20 protein-coding genes are annotated in these 20,280 nt (G+C 63.6%); 9 read left to right on the forward strand and 11 right to left on the reverse strand.

Annotated elements, in window-relative coordinates; all coding sequences use genetic code 11:
- The first annotated feature begins 168 nt into the window (after nucleotides 1-168).
- A complete protein-coding gene (locus BUQ73_RS19450; RefSeq protein ID WP_079229296.1) occupies nucleotides 169-510 on the forward strand; it encodes a DUF2892 domain-containing protein in 342 nt (113 codons plus the stop codon).
- A 137-nt stretch (nucleotides 511-647) separates the two neighbouring features.
- On the opposite strand, the gene BUQ73_RS19455 is transcribed toward BUQ73_RS19450, so the two are convergent.
- Both BUQ73_RS19455 and BUQ73_RS19460 read right to left on the reverse strand, forming a co-directional pair.
- Nucleotides 648-1,856, reverse strand: coding sequence for a hypothetical protein (locus BUQ73_RS19455; protein WP_079229297.1), 1,209 nt, complete (start codon nucleotides 1,854-1,856; stop codon nucleotides 648-650).
- Nucleotides 1,857-1,901: 45 nt separating this feature from the next.
- Nucleotides 1,902-2,351 carry a YcgN family cysteine cluster protein gene (locus tag BUQ73_RS19460; RefSeq protein ID WP_060510309.1) on the reverse strand — a complete coding sequence of 150 codons (450 nt, stop codon included), beginning with the start codon at nucleotides 2,349-2,351 and terminating at the stop codon, nucleotides 1,902-1,904.
- 145 nt (nucleotides 2,352-2,496) lie between these two features.
- Between BUQ73_RS19460 and BUQ73_RS19465 the strand changes: the two genes are divergently transcribed.
- Nucleotides 2,497-3,090 (forward strand): nitroreductase family protein, encoded by a 594-nt coding sequence (locus BUQ73_RS19465; RefSeq protein WP_079229298.1) that lies wholly within the window; start codon nucleotides 2,497-2,499, stop codon nucleotides 3,088-3,090.
- 109 nt (nucleotides 3,091-3,199) lie between these two features.
- On the opposite strand, the gene BUQ73_RS19470 is transcribed toward BUQ73_RS19465, so the two are convergent.
- The 5 genes from BUQ73_RS19470 to BUQ73_RS19490 form a co-directional block, all read right to left on the reverse strand.
- Nucleotides 3,200-4,132: a D-2-hydroxyacid dehydrogenase gene (locus BUQ73_RS19470; protein WP_079229299.1), complete on the reverse strand. Its 933-nt coding sequence runs from the start codon at nucleotides 4,130-4,132 to the stop codon at nucleotides 3,200-3,202.
- A gap of 2 nt (nucleotides 4,133-4,134) precedes the next feature.
- Nucleotides 4,135-4,428: a YcgL domain-containing protein gene (locus BUQ73_RS19475; RefSeq protein WP_027918652.1), complete on the reverse strand. Its 294-nt coding sequence runs from the start codon at nucleotides 4,426-4,428 to the stop codon at nucleotides 4,135-4,137.
- Nucleotides 4,425-5,558, reverse strand: a complete 1,134-nt coding sequence (gene rnd, locus BUQ73_RS19480; protein ID WP_079229300.1) for a ribonuclease D — start codon at nucleotides 5,556-5,558, stop codon at nucleotides 4,425-4,427. The genes BUQ73_RS19475 and rnd overlap by 4 nt, the downstream gene beginning before the upstream one ends.
- A gap of 89 nt (nucleotides 5,559-5,647) precedes the next feature.
- Complete coding sequence (locus BUQ73_RS19485) at nucleotides 5,648-7,285, reverse strand: phosphoethanolamine transferase (RefSeq protein WP_079230594.1); 1,638 nt, start codon at nucleotides 7,283-7,285, stop codon at nucleotides 5,648-5,650.
- 165 nt (nucleotides 7,286-7,450) lie between these two features.
- Nucleotides 7,451-7,816, reverse strand: a complete 366-nt coding sequence (locus BUQ73_RS19490) for a 5-carboxymethyl-2-hydroxymuconate Delta-isomerase (protein WP_027918649.1) — start codon at nucleotides 7,814-7,816, stop codon at nucleotides 7,451-7,453.
- 117 nt (nucleotides 7,817-7,933) lie between these two features.
- On the opposite strand from BUQ73_RS19490, the gene BUQ73_RS19495 reads away from it, so the two are divergent.
- Nucleotides 7,934-8,170 (forward strand): YdcH family protein, encoded by a 237-nt coding sequence (locus BUQ73_RS19495; protein ID WP_079229301.1) that lies wholly within the window; start codon nucleotides 7,934-7,936, stop codon nucleotides 8,168-8,170.
- A gap of 173 nt (nucleotides 8,171-8,343) precedes the next feature.
- On the opposite strand, the gene BUQ73_RS19500 is transcribed toward BUQ73_RS19495, so the two are convergent.
- Nucleotides 8,344-9,528 (reverse strand): trans-sulfuration enzyme family protein, encoded by a 1,185-nt coding sequence (locus tag BUQ73_RS19500; protein WP_079229302.1) that lies wholly within the window; start codon nucleotides 9,526-9,528, stop codon nucleotides 8,344-8,346.
- A gap of 124 nt (nucleotides 9,529-9,652) precedes the next feature.
- On the opposite strand from BUQ73_RS19500, the gene BUQ73_RS19505 reads away from it, so the two are divergent.
- Entirely contained in the window at nucleotides 9,653-10,111 is a 459-nt protein-coding gene (locus BUQ73_RS19505) for an Lrp/AsnC family transcriptional regulator (RefSeq protein ID WP_079229303.1), read from the forward strand.
- A 118-nt stretch (nucleotides 10,112-10,229) separates the two neighbouring features.
- Here the strand turns inward: BUQ73_RS19505 and BUQ73_RS19515 are convergent, their stop codons facing one another.
- Nucleotides 10,230-12,560, reverse strand: a complete 2,331-nt coding sequence (locus BUQ73_RS19515) for an FdhF/YdeP family oxidoreductase (protein ID WP_079229305.1) — start codon at nucleotides 12,558-12,560, stop codon at nucleotides 10,230-10,232.
- A gap of 353 nt (nucleotides 12,561-12,913) precedes the next feature.
- Between BUQ73_RS19515 and moaA the strand changes: the two genes are divergently transcribed.
- Entirely contained in the window at nucleotides 12,914-13,918 is a 1,005-nt protein-coding gene (gene moaA, locus BUQ73_RS19520; protein WP_079229306.1) for a GTP 3',8-cyclase MoaA, read from the forward strand.
- Between the two features lie 20 nt (nucleotides 13,919-13,938).
- Nucleotides 13,939-14,838: a bestrophin family protein gene (locus BUQ73_RS19525; RefSeq protein ID WP_079229307.1), complete on the forward strand. Its 900-nt coding sequence runs from the start codon at nucleotides 13,939-13,941 to the stop codon at nucleotides 14,836-14,838.
- Between the two features lie 122 nt (nucleotides 14,839-14,960).
- On the opposite strand, the gene moaB is transcribed toward BUQ73_RS19525, so the two are convergent.
- Nucleotides 14,961-15,500, reverse strand: coding sequence for a molybdenum cofactor biosynthesis protein B (gene moaB, locus BUQ73_RS19530; RefSeq protein ID WP_027918642.1), 540 nt, complete (start codon nucleotides 15,498-15,500; stop codon nucleotides 14,961-14,963).
- A gap of 140 nt (nucleotides 15,501-15,640) precedes the next feature.
- Here moaB and BUQ73_RS19535 point away from each other — a divergent pair, with 140 nt between their 5' ends.
- A complete protein-coding gene (locus BUQ73_RS19535; protein ID WP_027918641.1) occupies nucleotides 15,641-16,528 on the forward strand; it encodes a LysR family transcriptional regulator in 888 nt (295 codons plus the stop codon).
- Here the strand turns inward: BUQ73_RS19535 and BUQ73_RS19540 are convergent.
- Nucleotides 16,516-17,298, reverse strand: coding sequence for an AraC family transcriptional regulator (locus BUQ73_RS19540; protein WP_079229308.1), 783 nt, complete (start codon nucleotides 17,296-17,298; stop codon nucleotides 16,516-16,518). The two genes, BUQ73_RS19535 and BUQ73_RS19540, sit on opposite strands and share 13 nt — an antisense overlap.
- Nucleotides 17,299-17,675: 377 nt before the next feature.
- Between BUQ73_RS19540 and BUQ73_RS19545 the strand changes: the two genes are divergently transcribed.
- Both BUQ73_RS19545 and BUQ73_RS19550 read left to right on the forward strand, forming a co-directional pair.
- Nucleotides 17,676-19,289, forward strand: a complete 1,614-nt coding sequence (locus tag BUQ73_RS19545) for an APC family permease (RefSeq protein ID WP_079229309.1) — start codon at nucleotides 17,676-17,678, stop codon at nucleotides 19,287-19,289.
- Between the two features lie 23 nt (nucleotides 19,290-19,312).
- The gene (locus BUQ73_RS19550; RefSeq protein ID WP_079229310.1) at nucleotides 19,313-20,239 is read left to right on the forward strand and encodes a 4-hydroxyproline epimerase; all 927 of its coding nucleotides are present in this window, start codon (nucleotides 19,313-19,315) and stop codon (nucleotides 20,237-20,239) included.
- Nucleotides 20,240-20,280: the final 41 nt, after the last annotated feature.

The raw sequence follows: 20,280 nt of genomic DNA on the forward strand, positions 1-20,280 counted from the left end.
CTGCATGAGCGAGCTTCAGTTGCCCGTATCCGCCAAGCAATTGACCGGACCAGACATCGATACGTACGCAGCGCCCATTGCAGAGCCTTCGCGACCACCCGGCACCGCGAATGAACGCTGGCTGCCGCGGTCGGGTCAGTTGCTTACATTCCACAAGGAGGGCTTGCCATGCTCGATATCCATTCCGCCCCGGAGTCGCGGGAGCACAATGTCCATGGCCTGGAACGCGCCGGCTCACTGGCCGGGGGCGCGCTGATGTTCAGCAAGGGGCTGCGCCACGGCGGCCTGATCGGGTTGTTGCAGATGGTGGTGGGTGGCCTGGCGGTGGCCCGCGGGGTCAGCGGGCATTGCTCGACCAAGGCCTGGTGGCTGAGGCATCGGCAGGAGTATCACCGTTTGCGTTCGGATATACAGCGCAGTGCGGCGGAGCTTGAGGTGCTCAGGGCCAGTGCCGAGGCGGCTACCCGTGGGGTAACCGTGACCGGGAAAGATCCGTTGACTGGCAGCTGAGTCTTGTGATGCCTGTGCCGGCCTCTTGGCGGGTAAAACCGCTCCCACAGTGACCCCAACAGTTCTTGAAATCTGTGGTGAACCTGTGGGAGCGCCGGTTCGGCGCCCCGACTTGCCCGCGAAGAGGCCAGTACAGGCTAGTGCAGGGCCTTGCTCTGCAACACGTCGGAGCGGCGCCCCAGCACATTCTCGCTGATCTGCACGAACTCTTCGGTGCTCACGCTGGGCAGGCGCATCAGTGCCCGGGTGACGTCGTCCAGCGAGCGCTTGGCCTGGGTATGGATGCGAATTTCCTTGTCCAGCGCCTGCAGCAACATCACCCCACGGGCCACTTGCGCGGGGCTTGCGTGCTCGGCACGCAGCTGGGTGACCTTGCCGCCCTGCTTCTGCAAGCGAGCCTGCCATACCTCGTAACGGTCGTCGCTGATGCCTCCGGCACGGCGCAACAGCTCGGTGGCGTAGTACTCGGTCAGGCCCTGGCCCAGCCAGTCGCTGTTGTCTCGCACACGAATCTGCGCAAACAGCTGCACCAGCTCCCGCAGCAGCGGGCTGCTGCCACTCTCGCTGACCATTGGCCGGCTGCTGTGCAGGTAGATCGAACCATCGGCCGCCATCGCCCCGCGCCACATGCCATCACGGGCGCCAACCAGCAGCAGCTTGGCCGGGTTACGCGGGAACACCGCCTGCAGTTGCGGCCAGACGAAGGTCAGCAGCGTCAGGCTGTCCATCCGCCGCATGCCCTGCCCCACTGGTGCGGCCACGGTAACGTCGGTCTCGCCCAGGCGGGCACGGCGGCTGCCAAGGTCGCCCGCCAGCATCCAGCCGGTCGGGCGGTCGAACAGGCGGGACACGTTGTCGATACGGAACTTGTCCTTGCCGATGCGTGGCCAGGACGTTTCGATGCTCTTCCAGCCTTCAGGCAAATCGACGGTCAGGCGCGCCACCAGCTCGGTACCGTCCTGCTGGTCGAGGCGCGCAGGCGGCACCAGCTGATCGCCGAGGAACAACGCCCAATGCGGGGTGATGCGCGTGGAGTAGGCGCCGCTGCGCAGCTTCTGGTCCAGTTTCACCCGGTAGCTGAGGCTGGTCTTGCCCGTCGCCGGGTGCCATACCCCACGCTCGCCCTGTTGCTGCCACTGGCCATCAGCCTGGAAGCCACTGTAGGCGCCAGCCTTGCCCAGGTCGAAATCCAGGCTGCGCACGGCACTGCCTTCAGCCAGGGTCAGGCGCACTTCGGCCTGGCCATTGGCAGGCAGCAGACGCACCTGGTAATCGAGGTCGACTTTTTTCGCCCAGGCCGGCGAACAGGCCACAAGCCCGAGGAGCAACAACAACTGGCAACGCATGGCGAAACTCCTTGTTCCTCAGAGGCGACGGGGTGCGTGCGCCGTTCAGCTGGCGCGGAAAATCAGGTGGTCTTCCCAGTCGTCTTCATCCACATCATGTTCACTGAGCATACGCCCCGATTGCGATATGCGCTGTTCATGCACCTGCTTGCGGTCACCGCAGACCAGATGGTGCCACTCAGGCAGGTCCTTGCCCTCGCTGACCAGGCGGTAACCACAAGTGCTCGGCAACCATTTGAACTGGTCGGCCTTGCCCGGGGTGAGCTGGATGCAGTCCGGCACATGGGCGAAGCGGTTGGGGTAGTCGCTGCACTGGCAAGTATCGAGGTCGAGCAGCTTGCAGGCGATGCGCGTGTAATAGACGCTGTTGTCGTCTTCGTCCTCAAGCTTTTGCAGGCAGCACAGGCCACAGCCGTCACACAGCGACTCCCACTCTTGCGGGCTGAGTTGTTCGAGGGTCTTGCGCCGCCAGAACGGCGCGCTGTCAGCGATCATCACACGGGTTTCCTGCATTCATCTTCAGGCCGCGGCGCGCGGCGGCGCCAGTCTAGAGCCTGGCCTTCGGCAACGCCAGACCGCTTGTCAGTGCCGGGCGGACGCAGTAGCGTGCGTGCTTTGCCATCCAGTTGCAGGAGCCGCCATGAGCGCCACCCCACGCATTGCCGATTACGCCATCAACGAGCAGTTCATCAACCGCTGGTCGCCGCGCGCCTTCACCGCCGAACCGATCAGCGAAGAGACCCTGCTGAGCTTCCTCGAAGCGGCACGCTGGGCGCCATCGGCCTACAACTCGCAGCCTTGGCGCTTCCTTTATGCACGCCGCGACACGCCGAGCTGGGAACGCTACCTGAACCTGCTGGTGCCGTTCAACCGCAGCTGGGCGCAGCAGGCCTCGGCACTGGTGCTGATCATTTCCAAGACCACCTTCGCGGCACCTGGTGCCACGGAAGAAAAGCCGGCGCTGTGGCACACCTTCGACACCGGCTCCGCCTGGGGCCACCTGGCACTGCAGGCCAGCATCAGCGGCTGGCACACCCACGGCATGGCCGGGTTCGACCAGGCACTGGCGCGCCAGGAGCTGAAGATTCCAGAAGGTTATGAACTGCATGCCATGGTGGCGATCGGCAAGCTGGGCGACAAGGCCAGCCTGGACGAAGCGCTGCAGGCACGTGAAGTGCCGAGCCCGCGCCGGCCGCTGAGCGAATTGGCGGCTGAGGGTGATTTCAGCCTGTAAGGCTTGTGTTGGCTGTGCCGGCCTCTCGCGGATGAATCCGCTCCTACAAAAAACGTATGCCCCTGTAGGAGCGGATTCATCCGCGAGAAGCCGGTACAGGCATCAACAATCAGTAGCCCCGGGCGAAATCGACTTCCCCGCGCAACCCCTGCCCCTCTGCATACGCCCGCACATTCTCGGCAAACAACCGCACCATCGCCGCCGGTGAGGTCGGCGCCGAGCTGTGCCCGGTCAGCAACAACCCCCAGGCGGTCCAGAACGGATGCCGTTGTGGCAGCGGTTCCTGCCGGCACACGTCGATCACCGCTCCGGCCAGGTGCCCTTCCTTCAACGCCTCGACCAGGTCGGCATCGACCACCGCCGCGCCGCGTCCGGCGTTGATGAACAACGCCGTGGGCTGGAAGCACTTAAACAGCGCCGCGTCATACAGGTCATGGGTTGCCGGCGTGTCCGGCAGCAGGTTGAGCACGTAGTCCACCTGCCCGACCATGCGCGGCAAATCCGCAAGCCCCGCAACCTCGACGAACGGCGCCTGCTCGCGGGCACTGCTGGCGATGCCGTAGAGGGTCACCCCAAACGGCACGAGGAACTCAGCCACGCGCTGGCCGATATCGCCAGTGCCGACGATCAGCACCTTGCGCCCCTCCAGGGTGCGCCCCGGGCGGTCATCCCAGCGTCGCTCGACCTGGCTGACCAGGCGCGACAGCACTTCGCGCTCGTGGCCAAGCATGTAGGTGAGCATGTACTCGGCCATCACCTGGCCGAAGATGCCCACGGCGCGGGTCAGGCGGTAATCACGCGGCAGGCCCTCGGCCAGCAACGGCGTGATGCCGGCCCAGGTCGATTGCATCCATGCCGGCTTGTGGCCCTGGCGCAGCAGGCTCGCCAGCAAATCCGGCTGGCCCAGCCAGACCGGGCACTGCGGCGCCTGGCGGGCCAGTTCGGCGGAGTCGTCGCTGGTCAGGATTTCCACTTCAGGCAGGGCTTGGCGCAACAACTCGGCGTATCGAGCATGATCATGCTCAGCGATCAGTACGCGCATGATCAGACCGGGTCGTTACGGCGCAGCAGCTCTTCGGGCAAGTGCTCGATGTACTCGTCCTCGGCAGGTGGCATCTGCAGGTGATAGCCCTGGCTTTCGAGGTTTTCCAGCACCTTGGTGATGTCCTCGCGGGCCAGCTGGCGCTCTGGGGTCAACACCAGGTCGAAGGCGTGCACAGGCTTGCCAAAGAATGGCAGCAGCGCCTCTGGCACACGCTCCAGGCCTTCGGCCTTGAGCACGTAGAGGTACATTTCGTTCTTGCGTGGGCTCTTGTAGATCGAGCAGATACGTTTCATTGCTTGTCTCCGGCGCCTGCAAGGTCGTCCAGCAGGGCCTGGCCCATCCGCTCACGGCGCCAGCCGCGCAGCGAATCGGGCAGTTGGTAGGGGCCGTTGGGGTAGCCGCTCTTGAGCAGGGCTTCCAGGGCTTTCTTGCGCAGCATCAGCTCTGGGGCGATCCCCAGGCGCTCGCCTTCGGCCTGGCCGATGGCGCGCAGGCGCTTGAGGATACCGGCGGCTTCGATCGGCAGCGGCTCAGGCAGCGGCTGTGGCCATTGCTCGGACGGCAGGTTGCCGGCGCGCTTGATCAGCTCGAGCAGGTAGGCGCCGTCCTGCCGGATGGTGCGCGGGTGCATTTCTTCGATCTTGGCCAGGGCCGAAAGGTTGTCCGGCTGGCTCTTGGCCATGGGCCACAGCGAGTGTTCCTTGAGGATGCGATTGCGCGGCACGTCGCGGCTGCGCGCTTCTCGTTCGCGCCAGGCGCACAGCTCGCGCAGCACCGCCAGTTGCTGGCGGCCCAGCTTCCAGGCGAGCTTCACGTCGCGATACAGGGTCTGGGGTTCGACCTCACGGCGCAACGCAGCCACCAGCTCGGCGCCATCATCCAGCACCCAGGCGTACTTGTCGCCGGACAGGCGTGGCTGCAGGGCAGCAAACAATTCGGCCAGGTGCACGGCATCTTCGGCAGCGTAGCTGACCTGGGTTTCCGACAGCGGGCGTTGCAACCAGTCGGAGCGGGTTTCGCCCTTGGGCAGCTCGATGCCCAGCACTTCCTGCACCAGGCGCGAGTAACCCATGGAGAAGCCCAGGTTCAGGTAGCCGGCCGCAAGCTGGGTGTCGAACAACGGTTGCGGCAGCTTGCCGGTCAGGCGCAGCAGCACTTCAAGGTCTTCGCTGCAGGCGTGCAGCACCTTGACCACACTGCTGTCGTCGAGCAGTTCGCCCAGCGGCTGCCAGTCGCCGATCAGCAACGGGTCGATGAGGAAAGCCCGCTGCCCGTCACCGACCTGGACCAGGCCGGCTTTCGGGTAGAAGGTGTCGACCCGCATGAATTCGGTGTCGAGCGCCACGAAGGGCAGTTCGCGCCACTTGCGGCATTGTTCGGCCAGGGTCTGGTCGTCACGGATCCAGTGAATTTCGATGGCCACAAGGCTCTCCCACAAACATTGGCGCGCAGTATATACGGCGCGGGCCCTGCTGGTGAAACCTGCGCCATCCCTGGTTTAGATGAACGGCCTCAGCGCTGGGCAGCCAACCACGGCCGGCAGCTGGCAAACATGTCCAGCGACTGCTGGTAGACCTCGGTGCGCACCTGCAGCAGGCCCAGCATCGAGTGGAACAGGTTGTCCTGCGACAGCGGTGCATCGCTGAGCTTGGCCAGGCAGTCGGTGTCGAGGCCGAAGTCCTCTTTGTAGCTGTCGGAGAACCAGGTCAGCAACGGCACATGCTTCTGTTGTTCCGGGGCAATGGCATAAGGGGTGCCGTGCAGGAACAGGTTGTACTCGCCCAGCGACTCGCCATGGTCCGACAGGTAGATCATCGCAGTGTCGACCTTGTCCTGCTTGCTGCGCAGGGTATCGATCAGCGAGGACAACACCTTGTCAGTGTAGGCCAGGGTGTTGTCGTAGCCGTTGATGATTTCCTGCTCGCTGCACTGGTTCAGCGCGTTGCTCTGGCACACCGGGGTGAAGCGCTCGCCGCCTTTGGGGTAGCGCTTGAAGTACTCGGGGCCGTGGCTGCCCATCTGGTGCAGCACCAGCACGGTGTCCTTGTCGAGGTTGTCGATCAGCTCGCCCAGGCCTTGCAGGAGGATTTCGTCATGGCACTCGCCGCTGGCGCACAACTGCGGGTCCTTGAGGTTGCTGACGTCGATGAACTGCACGCGGTCGCAGGTGCCCTTGCAGCCCGACTGGTTGTCGCGCCACTGCACGGCCAGGCCGGCACGCTGGAGGATGTCCAGCAGCCCTTCGCGGTTCTTCGCCACACGGGCGTCGTATTCCTTGCGCTTCATGCCAGAGAACATGCAGGGCACCGAGACGGCGGTTTCGGTACCGCAGGAATGCACATCGGAGAAACTCAGCAAGCCCTGTTGCCTGGCAAGGTTCGGGGTAGTATCGCGGTCATAGCCCAGCACGCCGAAGTGATCGGCCCGCGCACTTTCACCCACCACCAGCACGGTCAGCGACTTGCGCTCGTGTTTCTGCCAGGCCACATCACGCTTGGCATCTTCGCCATAATTCTGGAACGGTCGCGCTGCAGTACCGACGCGCTCGTTGACGTAACCGATGGTCGCGCCGACGACATTGCTCGGGGTGAGCATCAGGCGCAGTTCGTGGTGGTTGCGAAACAGCGACGACAGCCCTTGATAGTTGACCAGTGCCACCGAGCCCAGGGCCACCACGCAGGCACCGCTGACCACCAGCTTGCCCAGCAATTCGCGGTGCCACGGGCGGTAGGCGATCTGCGCTTTCCACAGCAATATCGAGGGCAATACGCCGAGCAACAGAATATACGCGGCGAACTTGAACGACATCAGATCGCGCACTTCCGTAACATTGGTCTCGGCCATGTTACGGAACATGCCGGCATCAATAAGTACGCCGTACTGGTTCATGAAGTAAGCGGCACTCGCGCCACTCACGAACAACACGATCAATAGCGGTTTCAATACATAACGGAAGGCGAACAGCGTCAATACCAGGTTGAACGCGAACAGCATCAGCACGGCGAACGCCAGGCTCAGCCAAAGCCCTGACAGCCCTGCGGGCACCACCTCTTGCAGGTGCTCCCAGAGGAACATGTTGAGACCGACCAGCAGGTAAACGCTGGCCAACAGCGTGACCCATTCAGTCCGCAGGGATTTGAAGTTGAGCATCGGCATTCGCAATCAAGAGTAATTATCAACCCCCAGGCCTGATGGCACCGTGGGAAAGTCGCGAGACTCTAGAAAGCGCACCATCAATTTTTCGTGAAAAAGACGGTAACAATTTCGTAAGCCGATGCATTTTTTTACATTAAATTAACTTCATTCAGCGTTCGTTCAGCCAGGCAGACGCAGCTTGGCATAGGGTTCGCGGTCGATGTCGAGCACCTCGACACACAGCTGGATGTCCACGCCAGCCTGCGCCGGGATGGCTTCGCGCAATACCTCGAGCAAGCTGCCGGACAACTGCTGCTTCACCTCCGGCGAGCGGCCACTGAGTATCGCCAGGCGCACATGGGCAAAGGCCCGCTCACCCGGTGCGGTACCCACCCGGTAATGCCTGAAGGCCTCGGCCCGGCTCTTGATGTCGGCCTCGTCGGCAAACTGGCCACTGCCGACCAGGGCGTGGTTCAGGCGCAGCAGCAGCACATCGACATTCAGAGCGCGCAGGTTGTCACTGTATTCCAGGTTCAGGTGAGGCATGGCGCAGGTTCCAGGCACGGGAAGGGATGCGACAGCCTACCCCAGTCCCCCACCTGCGCAAAGGCGTCTATCCTCAAAGGTCAGGACCTTACCGACAACCCTGACAGAGGTGAAGAAATGCCAGTTCCGCATGATCTGCTCGCTGACTTGCACATTACCGCTGACGCATTCCAGGCACTCATAGACAAGGACCAGAACCTTCACAAACTGCACAAGGAATACAACACCAAGGACAAGGAGGTACTGGCCGCCGAGTCCAACGGCACCAACGACGAGGCGGTCAACCGCCTGCGCAAGGAAAGGCTGCTGCTCAAGGACAAGATCGAGCGGATCATCCATCCGCCAAAGTCCTGATCAATGGCATAAATATACACAGCCCCTTGTAGGAGCGGCCTTGTGTCGCGATAGGGCCGCAAAGCGGCCCCGGCAATCTTTGCATTAGAGCGGTAACCCCGGGGGCCGCTGCGCAGCCCTTTCCGACCGGTCCGGCGCCCCGGAAAGGCCGCTCCTACAAGACCGCTTACTTGCTAGCCAGCCGCTGAAGCCTTCAACGCCCCATCCAGGTCCTCGATCAGGTCGCGGTAATCCTCGATCCCCACCGACAGCCGCAGCAGGTTCTCGCTGATCCCCATCTCGCCCTTCTGCGCCGGGCTCAACGAGTTGTGCGACATGCTCCAGGAGTGGTTGATCATGCTTTCCACCCCGCCCAGCGAGTCGGCCAGCACGAAGATCTGCAGCGTCTCGACCAGCCGATTGAGCGCTGCGCGGTCGGCACCCTTGACCTTCATCGCCACCACTGCCCCGCCTGCACGCATCTGGCGCTTGCACAACGCATGTTGCGGATGGCTTTCCAAGCCCGGGTAATACACCTGCTCGACCTGCGGGTGGCCTTCGAGGAAGCGCGCCACCTGCAGCGCGTTGGCGCACTGGCGCTCCATGCGCACATCCAGGGTCTTCAGCCCGCGTAGGGCCAGGTAGCAGTCGAACGGCCCCTGGATCGCCCCGACCGCCATGCTGATCTTGCGCAGGCGCGCCAGCAGTTGGTCATTGGCTGCGACTACAACGCCCCCGGTGAGATCGGAATGGCCGCCGATGTACTTGCTCGCCGAGTGCATCACCAGGTCCACACCGAGGGTGATCGGGCGCTGGTTCCACGGCGAGCAGAACGTGTTGTCGATGCAGGTGAGGATGCCGCGGGTACGGGCCAGGTCGCAGACCGCCTTGATATCCACCAGGTGCAGCAGCGGGTTGGTCGGTGACTCGATCCAGATCAACTGGGTCTCGGGCTTGATCGCTGCCGCCACGGCCTCGACGTCATTCAGGTCGACATAAGTAGTGGTCAGGCCCGATGTGCGCCCGCGGTAGTCTTCGAGGATGCGGAAGGTGCCGCCGTAAACGCCATTCATCACCACCACGTGGGCGTCCTTGGGCAGTAGTTCCAGCACCGTGGCGGTGGCATTCACACCCGAGGCACAGGCCACCGCACCAACACCCTCCTCCAGCGCGGCAACACAGCTTTCATAGGCATGCCGAGTGGGGTTGCCAACACGGCTATAGGCATATTCGGGGTTATCGTCGAGGCTGCGCTTGATGTAGGAACTGGCGGTGTAGATGGGCGGGAAGATGGCGTTATCGGCAACACTGGACTGCTCGCCGGCGTGGATGGCACGGGTGGCGAAATTACGCGGCTTGTCGGACATGGTCGGGCCCATTGGCAGGATTCAAGCCTGCAACTATGGCAACAACCTGACGCGGCGGCAATGCCGGCCCGTACAGGAAATTTTCCTAGCCCTGGGGTAATCTGGGGAAAATTTTTCTCGATGGTTTGCGCCTGCCATGGACAGTTTCGACCAACACATCCTCACCCTGCTGCAGCGCGACGCCTCGATCTCGCTCAAGGACCTGGCCGAAGCGGTCAACCTGTCGACCACGCCATGCTGGAAGCGGGTCAAGCGCCTGGAGGAAGAAGGCTACATCCTCGGCCGTGTCGCCCTGCTCGACCCCGAGCGCCTGGGCCTGGGGCTGACCGTGTTCGTCCAGCTCAAGACCCAGCGCCACGACAGCGCCTGGCTTGAACAGTTTGCGACGACGGTCAAGGGGTTCGAGGAGGTGATGGAGTTCTACCGGATGTCCGGGGACTGGGACTACATGCTGCGGGTAGTAGTGGGCGATATCGCTGCGTATGACCGCTTCTACAAGAAGCTGATCAACAGTACCGAGGGGCTGTCGAACATCACCTCCAGTTTTGCCATGGAGCAGATGAAATACACCACGGCCTTTCCAGTGCATAGATAGCCGGGGCTGCCTTGCAGCCCTTTCGCGACACAAGGCCGCTCCTACAGGGGAACGCGATTTCCTGTAGGAGCGGCCTTGTGTCGCGAAAGGGCCGCAAAGCGGCCCCCAGCAATCGAGGTCAGTCAGCCGCCAGCACCGCCTCGACCCTGTTCCCGGCCTTGGCCTTCTCCAGCTTGATCGCGATGAACTTGGAAGTCGGCGTGTAAGTCCCTTCGCCATAACTCTCCAGCGGCACCAGCGGGTTGGTCTCCGGGTAATACGCCGCTGCCTGGCCATCCGGAATGTCATAGGGCACCAGGCGGAAGCCCGACACACGCCGCTCCACGCCATCTTCCCAAAGCGACACCAGGTCCACCTGCTCGCCCGGCTCGAAGCCCAGGCGGCGGATGTCCGCTTCGCTGACGAACACCACCTCACGCAGGCCGAATACCCCACGATAACGGTCATCGAGCCCGTACAGCGTGGTGTTGTACTGATCGTGCGAGCGCATGGTCTGCAGGATCAGGTCCGGCTTGTCGCCCCGCGCCAGCACCTTGGCGTTGACCAGTTCTTCAGGCAGCGAGTGAGGCATGAATCGCGCCTTGCCGGTGGCCGTACGGAAGTTGCGATCGGCCGCGTTGTTGCCCAGGTGGAAGCCACCCGGGTGCTGCAAGCGCTCGTTGAAATTGGCAAAGCCCGGGATAACGTCGGCAATCATGCTGCGAATGCGGTTGTAGTCGGCAACCGCGTATTCCCAGTCGATCGGCTGGTTGCCCAAGGTGGCCTTGGCCATGCCGGCGACGATCCACGGCTCCGAACGCATGTGCGGCGAACGCGGGCGCAGCTGGCCATTGGAGATGTGCACCATGCTGAAGGTATCCTCCACGGTCACGCCTTGCGGCCCTTCGCCCTGCATGTCGATCTCGGTACGCCCCAGGCACGGCAGAATCAGCGCATCGCGGCCGGTAACCAGGTGCGAGCGGTTGAGTTTGGTGGAAATCTGCACCGTCAGCGCACAGTTGCGCAGCGCCGCGTGGGTGCGCGGGGTATCTGGCGTGGCTTGGGCGAAGTTGCCGCCCAGGGCGATGAACACCTTGGCCTGGCCCTCTTCCATGGCTTTGATCGCCAGCACCGCATTGTGCCCGTGGGCACGCGGCACACGGAACTTGAAGCGTTTTTCGATGGCATCGAGCAGCGCTGCCTTGGGCTTCTCGTCGATGCCCATGGTGCGGTCACCCTGCACGTTACTGTGGCCACGCACCGGCGAAAGGCCAGCACCGGGTTTGCCGACGTTGCCGCGCAGCAGTTGCAGGTTGACGATTTCCTGCACGGTCGGCACCGAATGCCGATGCTGGGTGACCCCCATGGCCCAGCACATGATCACCCGCTCGGCCTTGCGATACATGCGCGCAGCCAGTTCGATCTCAGCCAGGGTCAGGCCCGACTGCTTGACGATGTGTTCCCACGAGGTGGCATCCACCGCCGCCAGGTAGTCATCGACGCCACTGGTGTGCTCGGCGATGAAGGCATGGTCGAACACCGCCGGCTCGCCCTTGGCCTGGGCCTCACGCTCCCACTGCAAGAGGAACTTGGCGATACCACGCATGGCCGCCATGTCGCCGCCCAGGGCCGGGCGGAAATAGGCGCTGGTGGTCGGCTCGGAGCCGTTGCTGAGCATTTCGAACGGGTGCTGCGGGTGCTGGAAGCGTTCCAGTCCACGCTCCTTGAGCGGGTTGAAGCACACAACCTGGGCACCCCGCTTGACCGCCTCGCGCAGCGGTTCGAGCATGCGCGGGTGGTTGGTGCCAGGGTTCTGGCCAATGACGAAGATCGCATCGGCCAGCTCCAGGTCGTGGAACACCACGGTGCCCTTGCCCACCCCGAGGGTTTCCGACATGCCGGCGCCGCTGGCTTCGTGGCACATGTTCGAGCAGTCGGGGAAGTTGTTGGTGCCGTAGGCGCGGACGAACAGCTGGTAGAGGAACGCCGCCTCGTTGCTGGCCCGGCCCGAGGTGTAAAACTCGGCCTGGTCAGGCGAGTCCAGCGCACGCAGGTGCTGGGCGACCAGTTCGAAGGCTTCTTGCCATGTGGTTTCGACATAATGGTCGGTGGCCGCGTCATAGCGCATCGGATGGGTCAAACGGCCTTGATACTCGAGCCAGTAGTCGGTCTGGTCGAGCAGCGCGCTGACGCTGTACCTGGCGAAGAACGCCGGGTCCACCGAGCGACCGGTGGCCTCCCAGTTCACCGCCTTGGCACCGTTTTCGCAAAACTTGACCATGTCGCTTTCCGGCGATTCGCCCCAGGCGCAGCCCGGGCAGTCGAAACCACCGTTCTGGTTGGTCTTGAGCATGGCCCGCAGGTTCTTGAAGGCGTTGTCGCTGCCCAGCCAGCTCTTGGTCACGCTTTTCAACGCGCCCCAGCCGGCGGCGGGGCCTTTGTAGTCCCTGATGTGTTGGTCCTGGCTCATGCGATGCATCCTCACGCTTCGGTGCTTTTTTCCAGCCTATGGACCCCGTGATAGTGCCGTCCAATCGAAATGTCTTACCCCTTGATAGGCCATTTCGATCATGGCCTCAGACCGCGTCGCCGCTTTCGCGGGCAAGCCCGCTGCCACAGGCACACCACTGCCCTCGGCCCCTGTGATTTCCCTGTGGCAGCGGGCTTGCCCGCGAAGGCAGCGACGCGATCCAACCCTTGAAATGCAAGGCCTGTAGCCGTGATAGAGGGCATTGATGAATCGGTCGGGGAAAGCAATTTGACGGGGCTGCCCACAGGCGATAGCTTGGATCCTGTAGCCCCCATTTCCTTTCGAGCGCCAACGTGGAACAGAACAGCCGGGCCCTGATCGACGGCTTCAACCGGAAAATCGACTACCTGCGGATGTCGGTCACAGACCGTTGCGACTTCCGTTGCGTGTACTGCATGGCCGAAGACATGCAGTTTTTGCCGCGCCAGCAGATCCTCAGCCTCGAAGAACTGTTCCAGGTAGCCGAGCGCTTCGTCGCCCTCGGCACCCGCAAGATCCGCCTGACCGGCGGCGAGCCGCTGGTGCGCCAGGGCATCGTCGACCTGTGCGGGCGCATCGCCGCCCTGCCCGGCCTGCGCGAACTGTGCATGACCAGCAATGGCTCGCAGCTCGGGCGCCTGGCCCAGCCCCTTTTCGACGCCGGTGTCACGCGCCTGAACATCAGCCTCGACAGCCTTGATGCCGGGCGCTTCAAGCAGCTCACCCGCACCGGCGACCTTGACCAGGTAATCGCCGGCATCGATGCTGCACGCCAGGCCGGCTTCAAACGCACCAAGCTCAACTGCGTTGTGCTCAAGGGCCGCAACGACCACGAGCTGGTCGACCTGGTGCGCTTCGCCATCGACCGTGAGCTGGACATCACCTTCATCGAGGAGATGCCGCTGGGGGTGATCAACGAGCATGAGCGCGGCGAATCGTTCTGCTCCAGCGACGAAGTGCGCCAGCGCCTGGCCGAACACTTCACCCTGATCGAATCCACCGAATCCTCCCAGGGCCCGGCGCGCTACTGGCGCCTGGCCGAAGCCGCACACACCCGCGTCGGCTTCATCTCGCCGCACAGCCACAACTTCTGCGCCACCTGCAACCGCGTGCGCCTGACAGTCGAGGGCCGCCTGCTGCTGTGCCTGGGCAACGAACACTCGATGGACCTCAAGCAGGTACTGCGCGCCCACCCCGGCGATGCGGCACGGCTGGAGAAGGCCATCCGCGACTCGCTGCACCTCAAGCCCTACCGCCACCACTTCGAAGTCGGTGGCGAGGTGCAGATCCTGCGCTTCATGAACATGACCGGCGGCTGAACGGCCGCCTCTGGATTTCCATGATCGTCCACCCCCACCCCGATGTGCTGCGCGTGCTGTTCACCCTCAAGGGTTCGATCGTCAAACGCATTGCCCTGCGCTGCCTGATGGTCACCTTGCTGGCCGCGCTGATCGTGCTGGTCGAGCGGCATTTCCCGGCATTCTTCTATCCGGTCAGCGCCACGCCGTTCACTCTGCTCGGCCTGTCGCTGTCGATCTTCATGAGCTTTCGCAACAACGCCTGCTACGACCGCTGGTGGGAGGGCCGCAAGGCCTGGGGCAAGCTGATCATCGAGACCCGCTCGTTCGTGCGTGAAAGCATGGTGATCGCCGACGAGAAGCTGCGCGCCGAGCTGCTGCGCAGCCTGTGCGGGTTTGCCCATGGGTTGAATGCGCGGCTGCGCAACGAAAGCGAAGTGGACGCCACACGCCCATGGCTGGATGCCACTGCCCCGGTGGCCGCGCACAACGTGTGCGATGGCATCCTGCGCGCTATCGGTACGCGCTGCTCACAGCTGGCAGAACACGGGCAGATCAGCGAATGGCGCTATACCCTGCTGGAACAGCGCCTGGCCGGGCTGACCGAGGTGCAGGCCACCTGCGAGCGGATCAAAGGCTCGCCATTGCCGTTCCCCTATACCCTGCTGCTGCACCGCACCATCTACATCTTCTGCCTGCTGCTGCCATTTGCCCTGGCCGAACCATTGGGCTGGCTGGCACCGTTGTTCACCACCATCGTCGGTTACACCTTCTTCGGTCTGGATGCGATCGGCAACGAACTGGAGGACCCATTCGGGCGGGATGAGAACGACCTGCCGATGGATGCGATGGTGCGCACGGTGGAGCGGGATGTGCTGGGGGCCCTGGGGGTCGAGCCGCTGCCGCCGGTGTTGCTGCCGGTGGACTTTGTATTGAACTGACGAATTGCTTTTTCTGTACTGGCCCTTTCGCGGGTAAACCCGCTCCCACAGGTACAGCACAGGTCTCAGGTTGGGCGCAATTCCTGTGGGAGCGGGTTTACCCGCGAAAGGGCCGGTGCAGGTCAACCCCGGCTTTCGCAGGCTTCGATAGGCTTCAGATGCTTGACGAAATTACAGGGCCGATGCCGCGCATCCAGCTGTTCCACCAGAATGCCTTCCCAGGCAGTGCGGCAAGCACCGGTCGAGCCGGGCAGGCAGCACACCAGGGTGCCGTTGGAAATCCCCGCCAGTGCCCTGCTCTGCACGGTCGAGCTGCCGATATCGAGAATGGACAAGGCGCGGAACAGTTCGCCAAAGCCATCGACGCTGCGCTCCAGCAGGCACTGCACCGCCTCCGGCGTACTGTCACGCCCGGTAAAGCCGGTACCGCCGGTGATCAGCACCACCTGCACGTCGTCATCGGCGATCCAGGTCGCCACCTGGGCGCGGATCTTGTACAGGTCGTCCTTGAGCAGCGCCCGCGCCACCAGGCGATGGCCAACTTCCACCGAGCGGCTGGCCAGCAGCTCGCCGGAGGTGTCGTTGTCGTAGGTACGGGTGTCGCTGACGGTCAGCACGGCGATGTTCAGCGGTACGAAAACCGCATCGGGTTGGACGCGCACGGTGAAGCTCCTTGAATGGCATTGTCGTCACGCTAGAGGCAAGCCTGACAGGCGTCCAATCGAAATGGCGAACCGGCCGATCAATGACATCTATCGCAGACGTGGGTTAAGGTCTGCACAACCAGACTCCAGGCACTTCCATGGACATCAAGCAGCTCAAGTTCCTCATCGCCCTCGACCAGACCCGCCACTTCGGCCAAGCCGCGGCGCTGTGCCATATCACCCAGCCGACCCTGTCCATGCGCCTGCGCAACCTGGAAGACGAACTGGACCTGGTGCTGGTCAAGCGCGGCCAGCGCTTCGAGGGCTTTACCGAGGCTGGCGAGCGCATCCTGGCCTGGGCCCGCACCCTGCTCGCCGCCCATGATGGCCTGCAAGCCGAGGCCGCCAGCTGCCGTGGCCAGGTGGTCGGCAGCTTGCGCCTGGGCACCGTGCCGCTGGCCAGCTTCAACCCCATGCACCTGCTGCTGCCGTTGCGCGAGAAATACCCCGAGCTGCAGTTTCAGCTCAGCTCGCACAGCACCGAGCAGATTATGGATGGCCTGAGCCGCAATCAGCTCGACCTGGGCATCTGCTACCTCGACCAGGTCAACGCCAATTTCTTCGAAGTGATCGAACTGGGCACCACCACCATGGGCCTGCTGTTCGACACCCAGCACTTCCAGTTCGACGCCGACAGCCTGCGCTGGGACGAACTCGGCGATATTCCCCTGGGCTTGCTGAGCAAGGGCATGCACTACCGCCAGTCACTGGACCTGAGCTTCCGTAGCCGCGGCCTGGAACCCAATGCCGTGCTGGAAAGCGACTCGACCTTCCAGCTGGTGCAGGCCATCAACACCGGCGTGTGCTGCGCGATCATGCCGCTGGGCTGCGGCCTGGAAGACCTCAGCGAGCACATGCGCATCATCCCCATCGCCGACGCCAGCATCCACAGCCCGGTCGGCCTGCTGCTGCGCCGCAGCGAACCGCGCTCGGCAATTGCCGAGCAGTGCTTCGACGAAGCCAGGCTGCTGTTTCAACCGGCCTGATCCGCCGTCGCCTGGCGGTACTGCCGGGGCGTGAAGCCGGTCAGCTGCTTGAACTGGCGGCTGAACGCGCTGTGGTCGGTGTAACCACAGCGCAGCGCCACCTCGGTGATCGGCAAATCAGAATGCAGCAGCCGATGAGCGTGCTCCAGGCGTGCCTTGTGGATCATCTGCCGCGGCGTGAGGTGGAACACCCGCTTGCAGTAACGCTCCAGCTGCGCCACAGAAATGCCGGCGATACGGGTCAGTTCATTCATGCTGACCGGCTGGTGAAAATGGCGGCGGATATGCTCGTCCACAGCAGCCAGGCGCTGGTAGGCGGGGTGGGTGTCGGCGGCTGACTGCAGGTCGACGGAGATGCCCACCAGGCCAATGATCTCACCCTCGGGGTTGTACAGCGGGCGCTTGTGGGTCAGGCACCAGCCCGGCTCACGGCTGCCGTACAGGTGCAGTTCGAGCTGGTCTTCCAGCACCAGGCCATCCTTGAGCACGCGGCGGTCCTGCTCGGTGTAGCCGGGGCCCAGTTGCGCCGGGAACACTTCGGCGCTGGTCTTGCCCAGCAGCGGTTGCAGGCGCTTGAGGCCACAGCGCTGGACCAGGGTGTTGTTGGCCAGCACATAGCGGGCGGCCGGGTCCTTGATGAAGATCGCGGCGTTGGGGATGGCGTCGAGGATCGGCAGCAGCAGCGAGACACCGGCCAGCAAGGCCTCCAGGGTGGCCGGGGGGTGCTGGTCGAGGGATTGGTACAAAGTTGCCAGGGGGGTATCGGTCATCTTCAGGTTCTCTACCGGCTTAGCCGGCCTCTTCGCGGGTAAACCCGCTCCCACAGAAATATCACAAGTCTCGAAAGCAGTGCTGTACCTGTAGGAGCGGGTTCACCCGCGAAGAGGCCAGCACTACCAGCACACCTCTACAGCCTTTACGCGGTATGGCTTCCAGCCTATCTACCTACCCAGCCCGAGCGCCAGGCATTTCTGCAACTGTGCCGATTTCGTCATTACCTCTGCAGAAAACCATCAAGAACGCCTCCCCGATTCGGGTCCACTCTATGCCCCACGCAAGCCGCCCAAAACGACAAGAGCGCGGCTGTAAAAAGCCGCATCACGTGACATCAGACCTGCCTATCCAAAACCTACAAAAAGGCGCCCCCATGTCAGGCAAATTCAAGAAACAGCTGTCATTGCTCGACCTCACCTTCATCGGCCTCGGCGCTATCTTCGGCTCCGGCTGGCTGTTCGCCGCCAGCCACGTCTCGGCCATCGCCGGCCCGGCCGGTATCCTCTCCTGGTTCCTCGGCGGGTTCGCCGTGCTGCTGCTGGGCATCGTCTACTGCGAACTGGGCGCCGCCCTGCCGCGCGCCGGTGGCGTGGTGCGCTACCCGGTGTACTCGCACGGCCCGTTGCTCGGATACCTGATGGGGTTCATCACCCTGATCGCCTTCTCCAGCCTGATCGCCATCGAAGTGGTCGCCTCGCGCCAGTACGCCGCAGCGTGGTTCCCGGGGCTGACCAAGGCCGGTTCCAGTGACCCGACCGTGCTCGGCTGGCTGGTGCAGTTCGCCTTGCTGGGGCTGTTCTTCTTCCTCAACTACCGCAGCGTGAAAACTTTCGCCAAGGCCAACAACCTGGTCAGCGTGTTCAAGTTCATCGTGCCGCTGCTGGTGATCGGCGTGCTGTTCAGCTTCTTCAAGCCGGAAAACTTCGAAGTCCAGGGCTTTGCCCCGTTCGGCCTGTCTGGCGTGGAAATGGCAGTGTCTGCCGGTGGCATCATCTTCGCCTACCTGGGCCTGACGCCGATCATTTCGGTGGCCAGCGAGGTGAAGAACCCGCAGCGCACCATCCCGATCGCGCTGATCCTCTCGGTGCTGCTCTCTACCGCGATCTACGCCCTGCTGCAGCTGGCTTTCCTCGGCAGCGTGCCGACCGAGATGATCACCAACGGCTGGGCCGCAGTGACCAAGGAACTGGCCCTGCCCTACCGTGACATCGCCCTGGCCCTGGGGGTCGGCTGGCTGGCCTACCTGGTGGTGGCCGACGCGGTGATCTCGCCCGGCGGCTGCGGCAACATCTACATGAACGCCACCCCGCGCGTGATCTATGGCTGGGCGCAGACTGGCACCTTCTTCAAGTACTTCACCCGCATCGATGCCGAGTCCGGCATCCCGCGCCCGGCACTGTGGCTGACCTTCGCCCTGTCGGTGTTCTGGACCCTGCCGTTCCCCTCCTGGGAAGCGCTGATCAACGTGGTTTCCGCCGCCCTGGTACTGAGCTACGCCGTGGCACCGGTCACCGTCGCCGCCCTGCGCCGCAATGCGCCGGACATGCCGCGCCCGTTCCGGGTCAAGGGCATGGGTGTGCTCGGCCCGCTGTCGTTCATCATCGCCGCACTGATCGTCTACTGGTCGGGCTGGAACACCGTGTCCTGGCTGCTGGCTTTGCAGATCGTGATGTTCGTGCTGTACCTGCTGTGCGGCCGCTTCGTTCCGACCCAGCACCTGTCGCTGGCCCAGCAAGTACGTTCGTCTGCCTGGCTGATCGGCTTCTACGCCGTGACCATCCTGTTGTCCTGGCTGGGCAGTTTCGGCGGCCTGGGCGTGCTCGGCCACCCATTCGACACCCTGGCCGTGGCCGTCTGCGCCCTGGGTATCTACTACTGGGGCGCCGCCACCGGCGTGCCAGCCCACCTGGTACGCCTGGAAGGCGAGGACGAAAGCGAAGCCGGTACTGAAACCTATACCGGCCGCCCCGCCGCCGTCGCCTCCTGACCCTTCAAGCAATGGACAAGCCCATGAAACAGATTCACGTCATCGACTCGCATACCGGCGGCGAACCGACCCGCCTGGTGATGAAAGGCTTCCCGCAGTTGCACGGGCGCAGCATGGCCGAGCAGCGCGACGAACTGCGCGAGCTGCACGATCAATGGCGCCGTGCCTGCCTGCTGGAGCCACGCGGCAACGATGTGCTGGTCGGCGCGCTGTATTGCCCGCCAGTCTCGGCCGACGCCACCTGCGGGGTGATCTTCTTCAACAACGCCGGTTACCTGAACATGTGCGGCCACGGCACCATCGGCCTGGTTGCCTCACTGCAGCACCTGGGCCTGATCGGGCCGGGCGTGCACAAGATCGACACGCCGGTCGGCCAGGTCAGCGCCACCCTGCATGAGGACGGCGCCATCACCGTCGGCAACGTGCCGTCCTACCGCTACCGCCAGCAGGTGGCGGTGGACGTGCCCGGCCACGGCGTGGTGCATGGCGACATCGCCTGGGGCGGCAACTGGTTCTTCCTGGTTGCCGAGCACGGCCAGCGCATCGAGCTGGACAACCGCGAAGCCCTTACCGAGTACACCTGGGCCATGCTCAAGGCCCTCGAAGCCCAGGGCATCACCGGCGAAAACGGTGCGCTAATCGACCATGTCGAGCTGTTCGCCGACGACGCCAATGCCGACAGCCGCAACTTCGTCATGTGCCCCGGCAAGGCCTACGACCGCTCGCCCTGCGGCACCGGCACCAGCGCCAAGCTGGCCTGCCTGGCCGCCGACGGCAAGCTCGAAGAAGGCCAGACCTGGGTGCAGGCCAGCATCACCGGCAGCCAGTTCCACGGCCGCTACGAGCGTGACGGCGAACGCATTCGCCCATTCATCACCGGCCGCGCCTACATGACCGCCGACAGCACCCTGCTGATCGACGAACAGGATCCGTTCGCCTGGGGCATCTGACCCCGGCTTTTCTACCCAACTGAATACCGCCAGGAGTGACA

Origin of the sequence: Pseudomonas putida (genome assembly GCF_002025705.1) — a bacterium.
GTDB lineage: Bacteria > Pseudomonadota > Gammaproteobacteria > Pseudomonadales > Pseudomonadaceae > Aquipseudomonas > Aquipseudomonas putida_J.

Bases quoted from the DNA above. Each gene is read 5' to 3' on its own strand.
- BUQ73_RS19450 (WP_079229296.1), top strand. From the start codon at position 169: ATGCTCGATATCCATTCCGCCCCGGAGTCGCGGGAGCACAATGTCCAT.
- BUQ73_RS19455 (WP_079229297.1), bottom strand. From the start codon at position 1,856: ATGCGTTGCCAGTTGTTGTTGCTCCTCGGGCTTGTGGCCTGTTCGCCG.
- BUQ73_RS19460 (WP_060510309.1), bottom strand. From the start codon at position 2,351: ATGATCGCTGACAGCGCGCCGTTCTGGCGGCGCAAGACCCTCGAACAA.
- BUQ73_RS19465 (WP_079229298.1), top strand. From the start codon at position 2,497: ATGAGCGCCACCCCACGCATTGCCGATTACGCCATCAACGAGCAGTTC.
- BUQ73_RS19470 (WP_079229299.1), bottom strand. From the start codon at position 4,132: ATGCGCGTACTGATCGCTGAGCATGATCATGCTCGATACGCCGAGTTG.
- BUQ73_RS19475 (WP_027918652.1), bottom strand. From the start codon at position 4,428: ATGAAACGTATCTGCTCGATCTACAAGAGCCCACGCAAGAACGAAATG.
- BUQ73_RS19485 (WP_079230594.1), bottom strand. From the start codon at position 7,285: ATGCTCAACTTCAAATCCCTGCGGACTGAATGGGTCACGCTGTTGGCC.
- BUQ73_RS19490 (WP_027918649.1), bottom strand. From the start codon at position 7,816: ATGCCTCACCTGAACCTGGAATACAGTGACAACCTGCGCGCTCTGAAT.
- BUQ73_RS19495 (WP_079229301.1), top strand. From the start codon at position 7,934: ATGCCAGTTCCGCATGATCTGCTCGCTGACTTGCACATTACCGCTGAC.
- BUQ73_RS19500 (WP_079229302.1), bottom strand. From the start codon at position 9,528: ATGGGCCCGACCATGTCCGACAAGCCGCGTAATTTCGCCACCCGTGCC.
- BUQ73_RS19505 (WP_079229303.1), top strand. From the start codon at position 9,653: ATGGACAGTTTCGACCAACACATCCTCACCCTGCTGCAGCGCGACGCC.
- BUQ73_RS19515 (WP_079229305.1), bottom strand. From the start codon at position 12,560: ATGAGCCAGGACCAACACATCAGGGACTACAAAGGCCCCGCCGCCGGC.
- BUQ73_RS19525 (WP_079229307.1), top strand. From the start codon at position 13,939: ATGATCGTCCACCCCCACCCCGATGTGCTGCGCGTGCTGTTCACCCTC.
- BUQ73_RS19535 (WP_027918641.1), top strand. From the start codon at position 15,641: ATGGACATCAAGCAGCTCAAGTTCCTCATCGCCCTCGACCAGACCCGC.
- BUQ73_RS19540 (WP_079229308.1), bottom strand. From the start codon at position 17,298: ATGACCGATACCCCCCTGGCAACTTTGTACCAATCCCTCGACCAGCAC.
- BUQ73_RS19545 (WP_079229309.1), top strand. From the start codon at position 17,676: ATGTCAGGCAAATTCAAGAAACAGCTGTCATTGCTCGACCTCACCTTC.
- BUQ73_RS19550 (WP_079229310.1), top strand. From the start codon at position 19,313: ATGAAACAGATTCACGTCATCGACTCGCATACCGGCGGCGAACCGACC.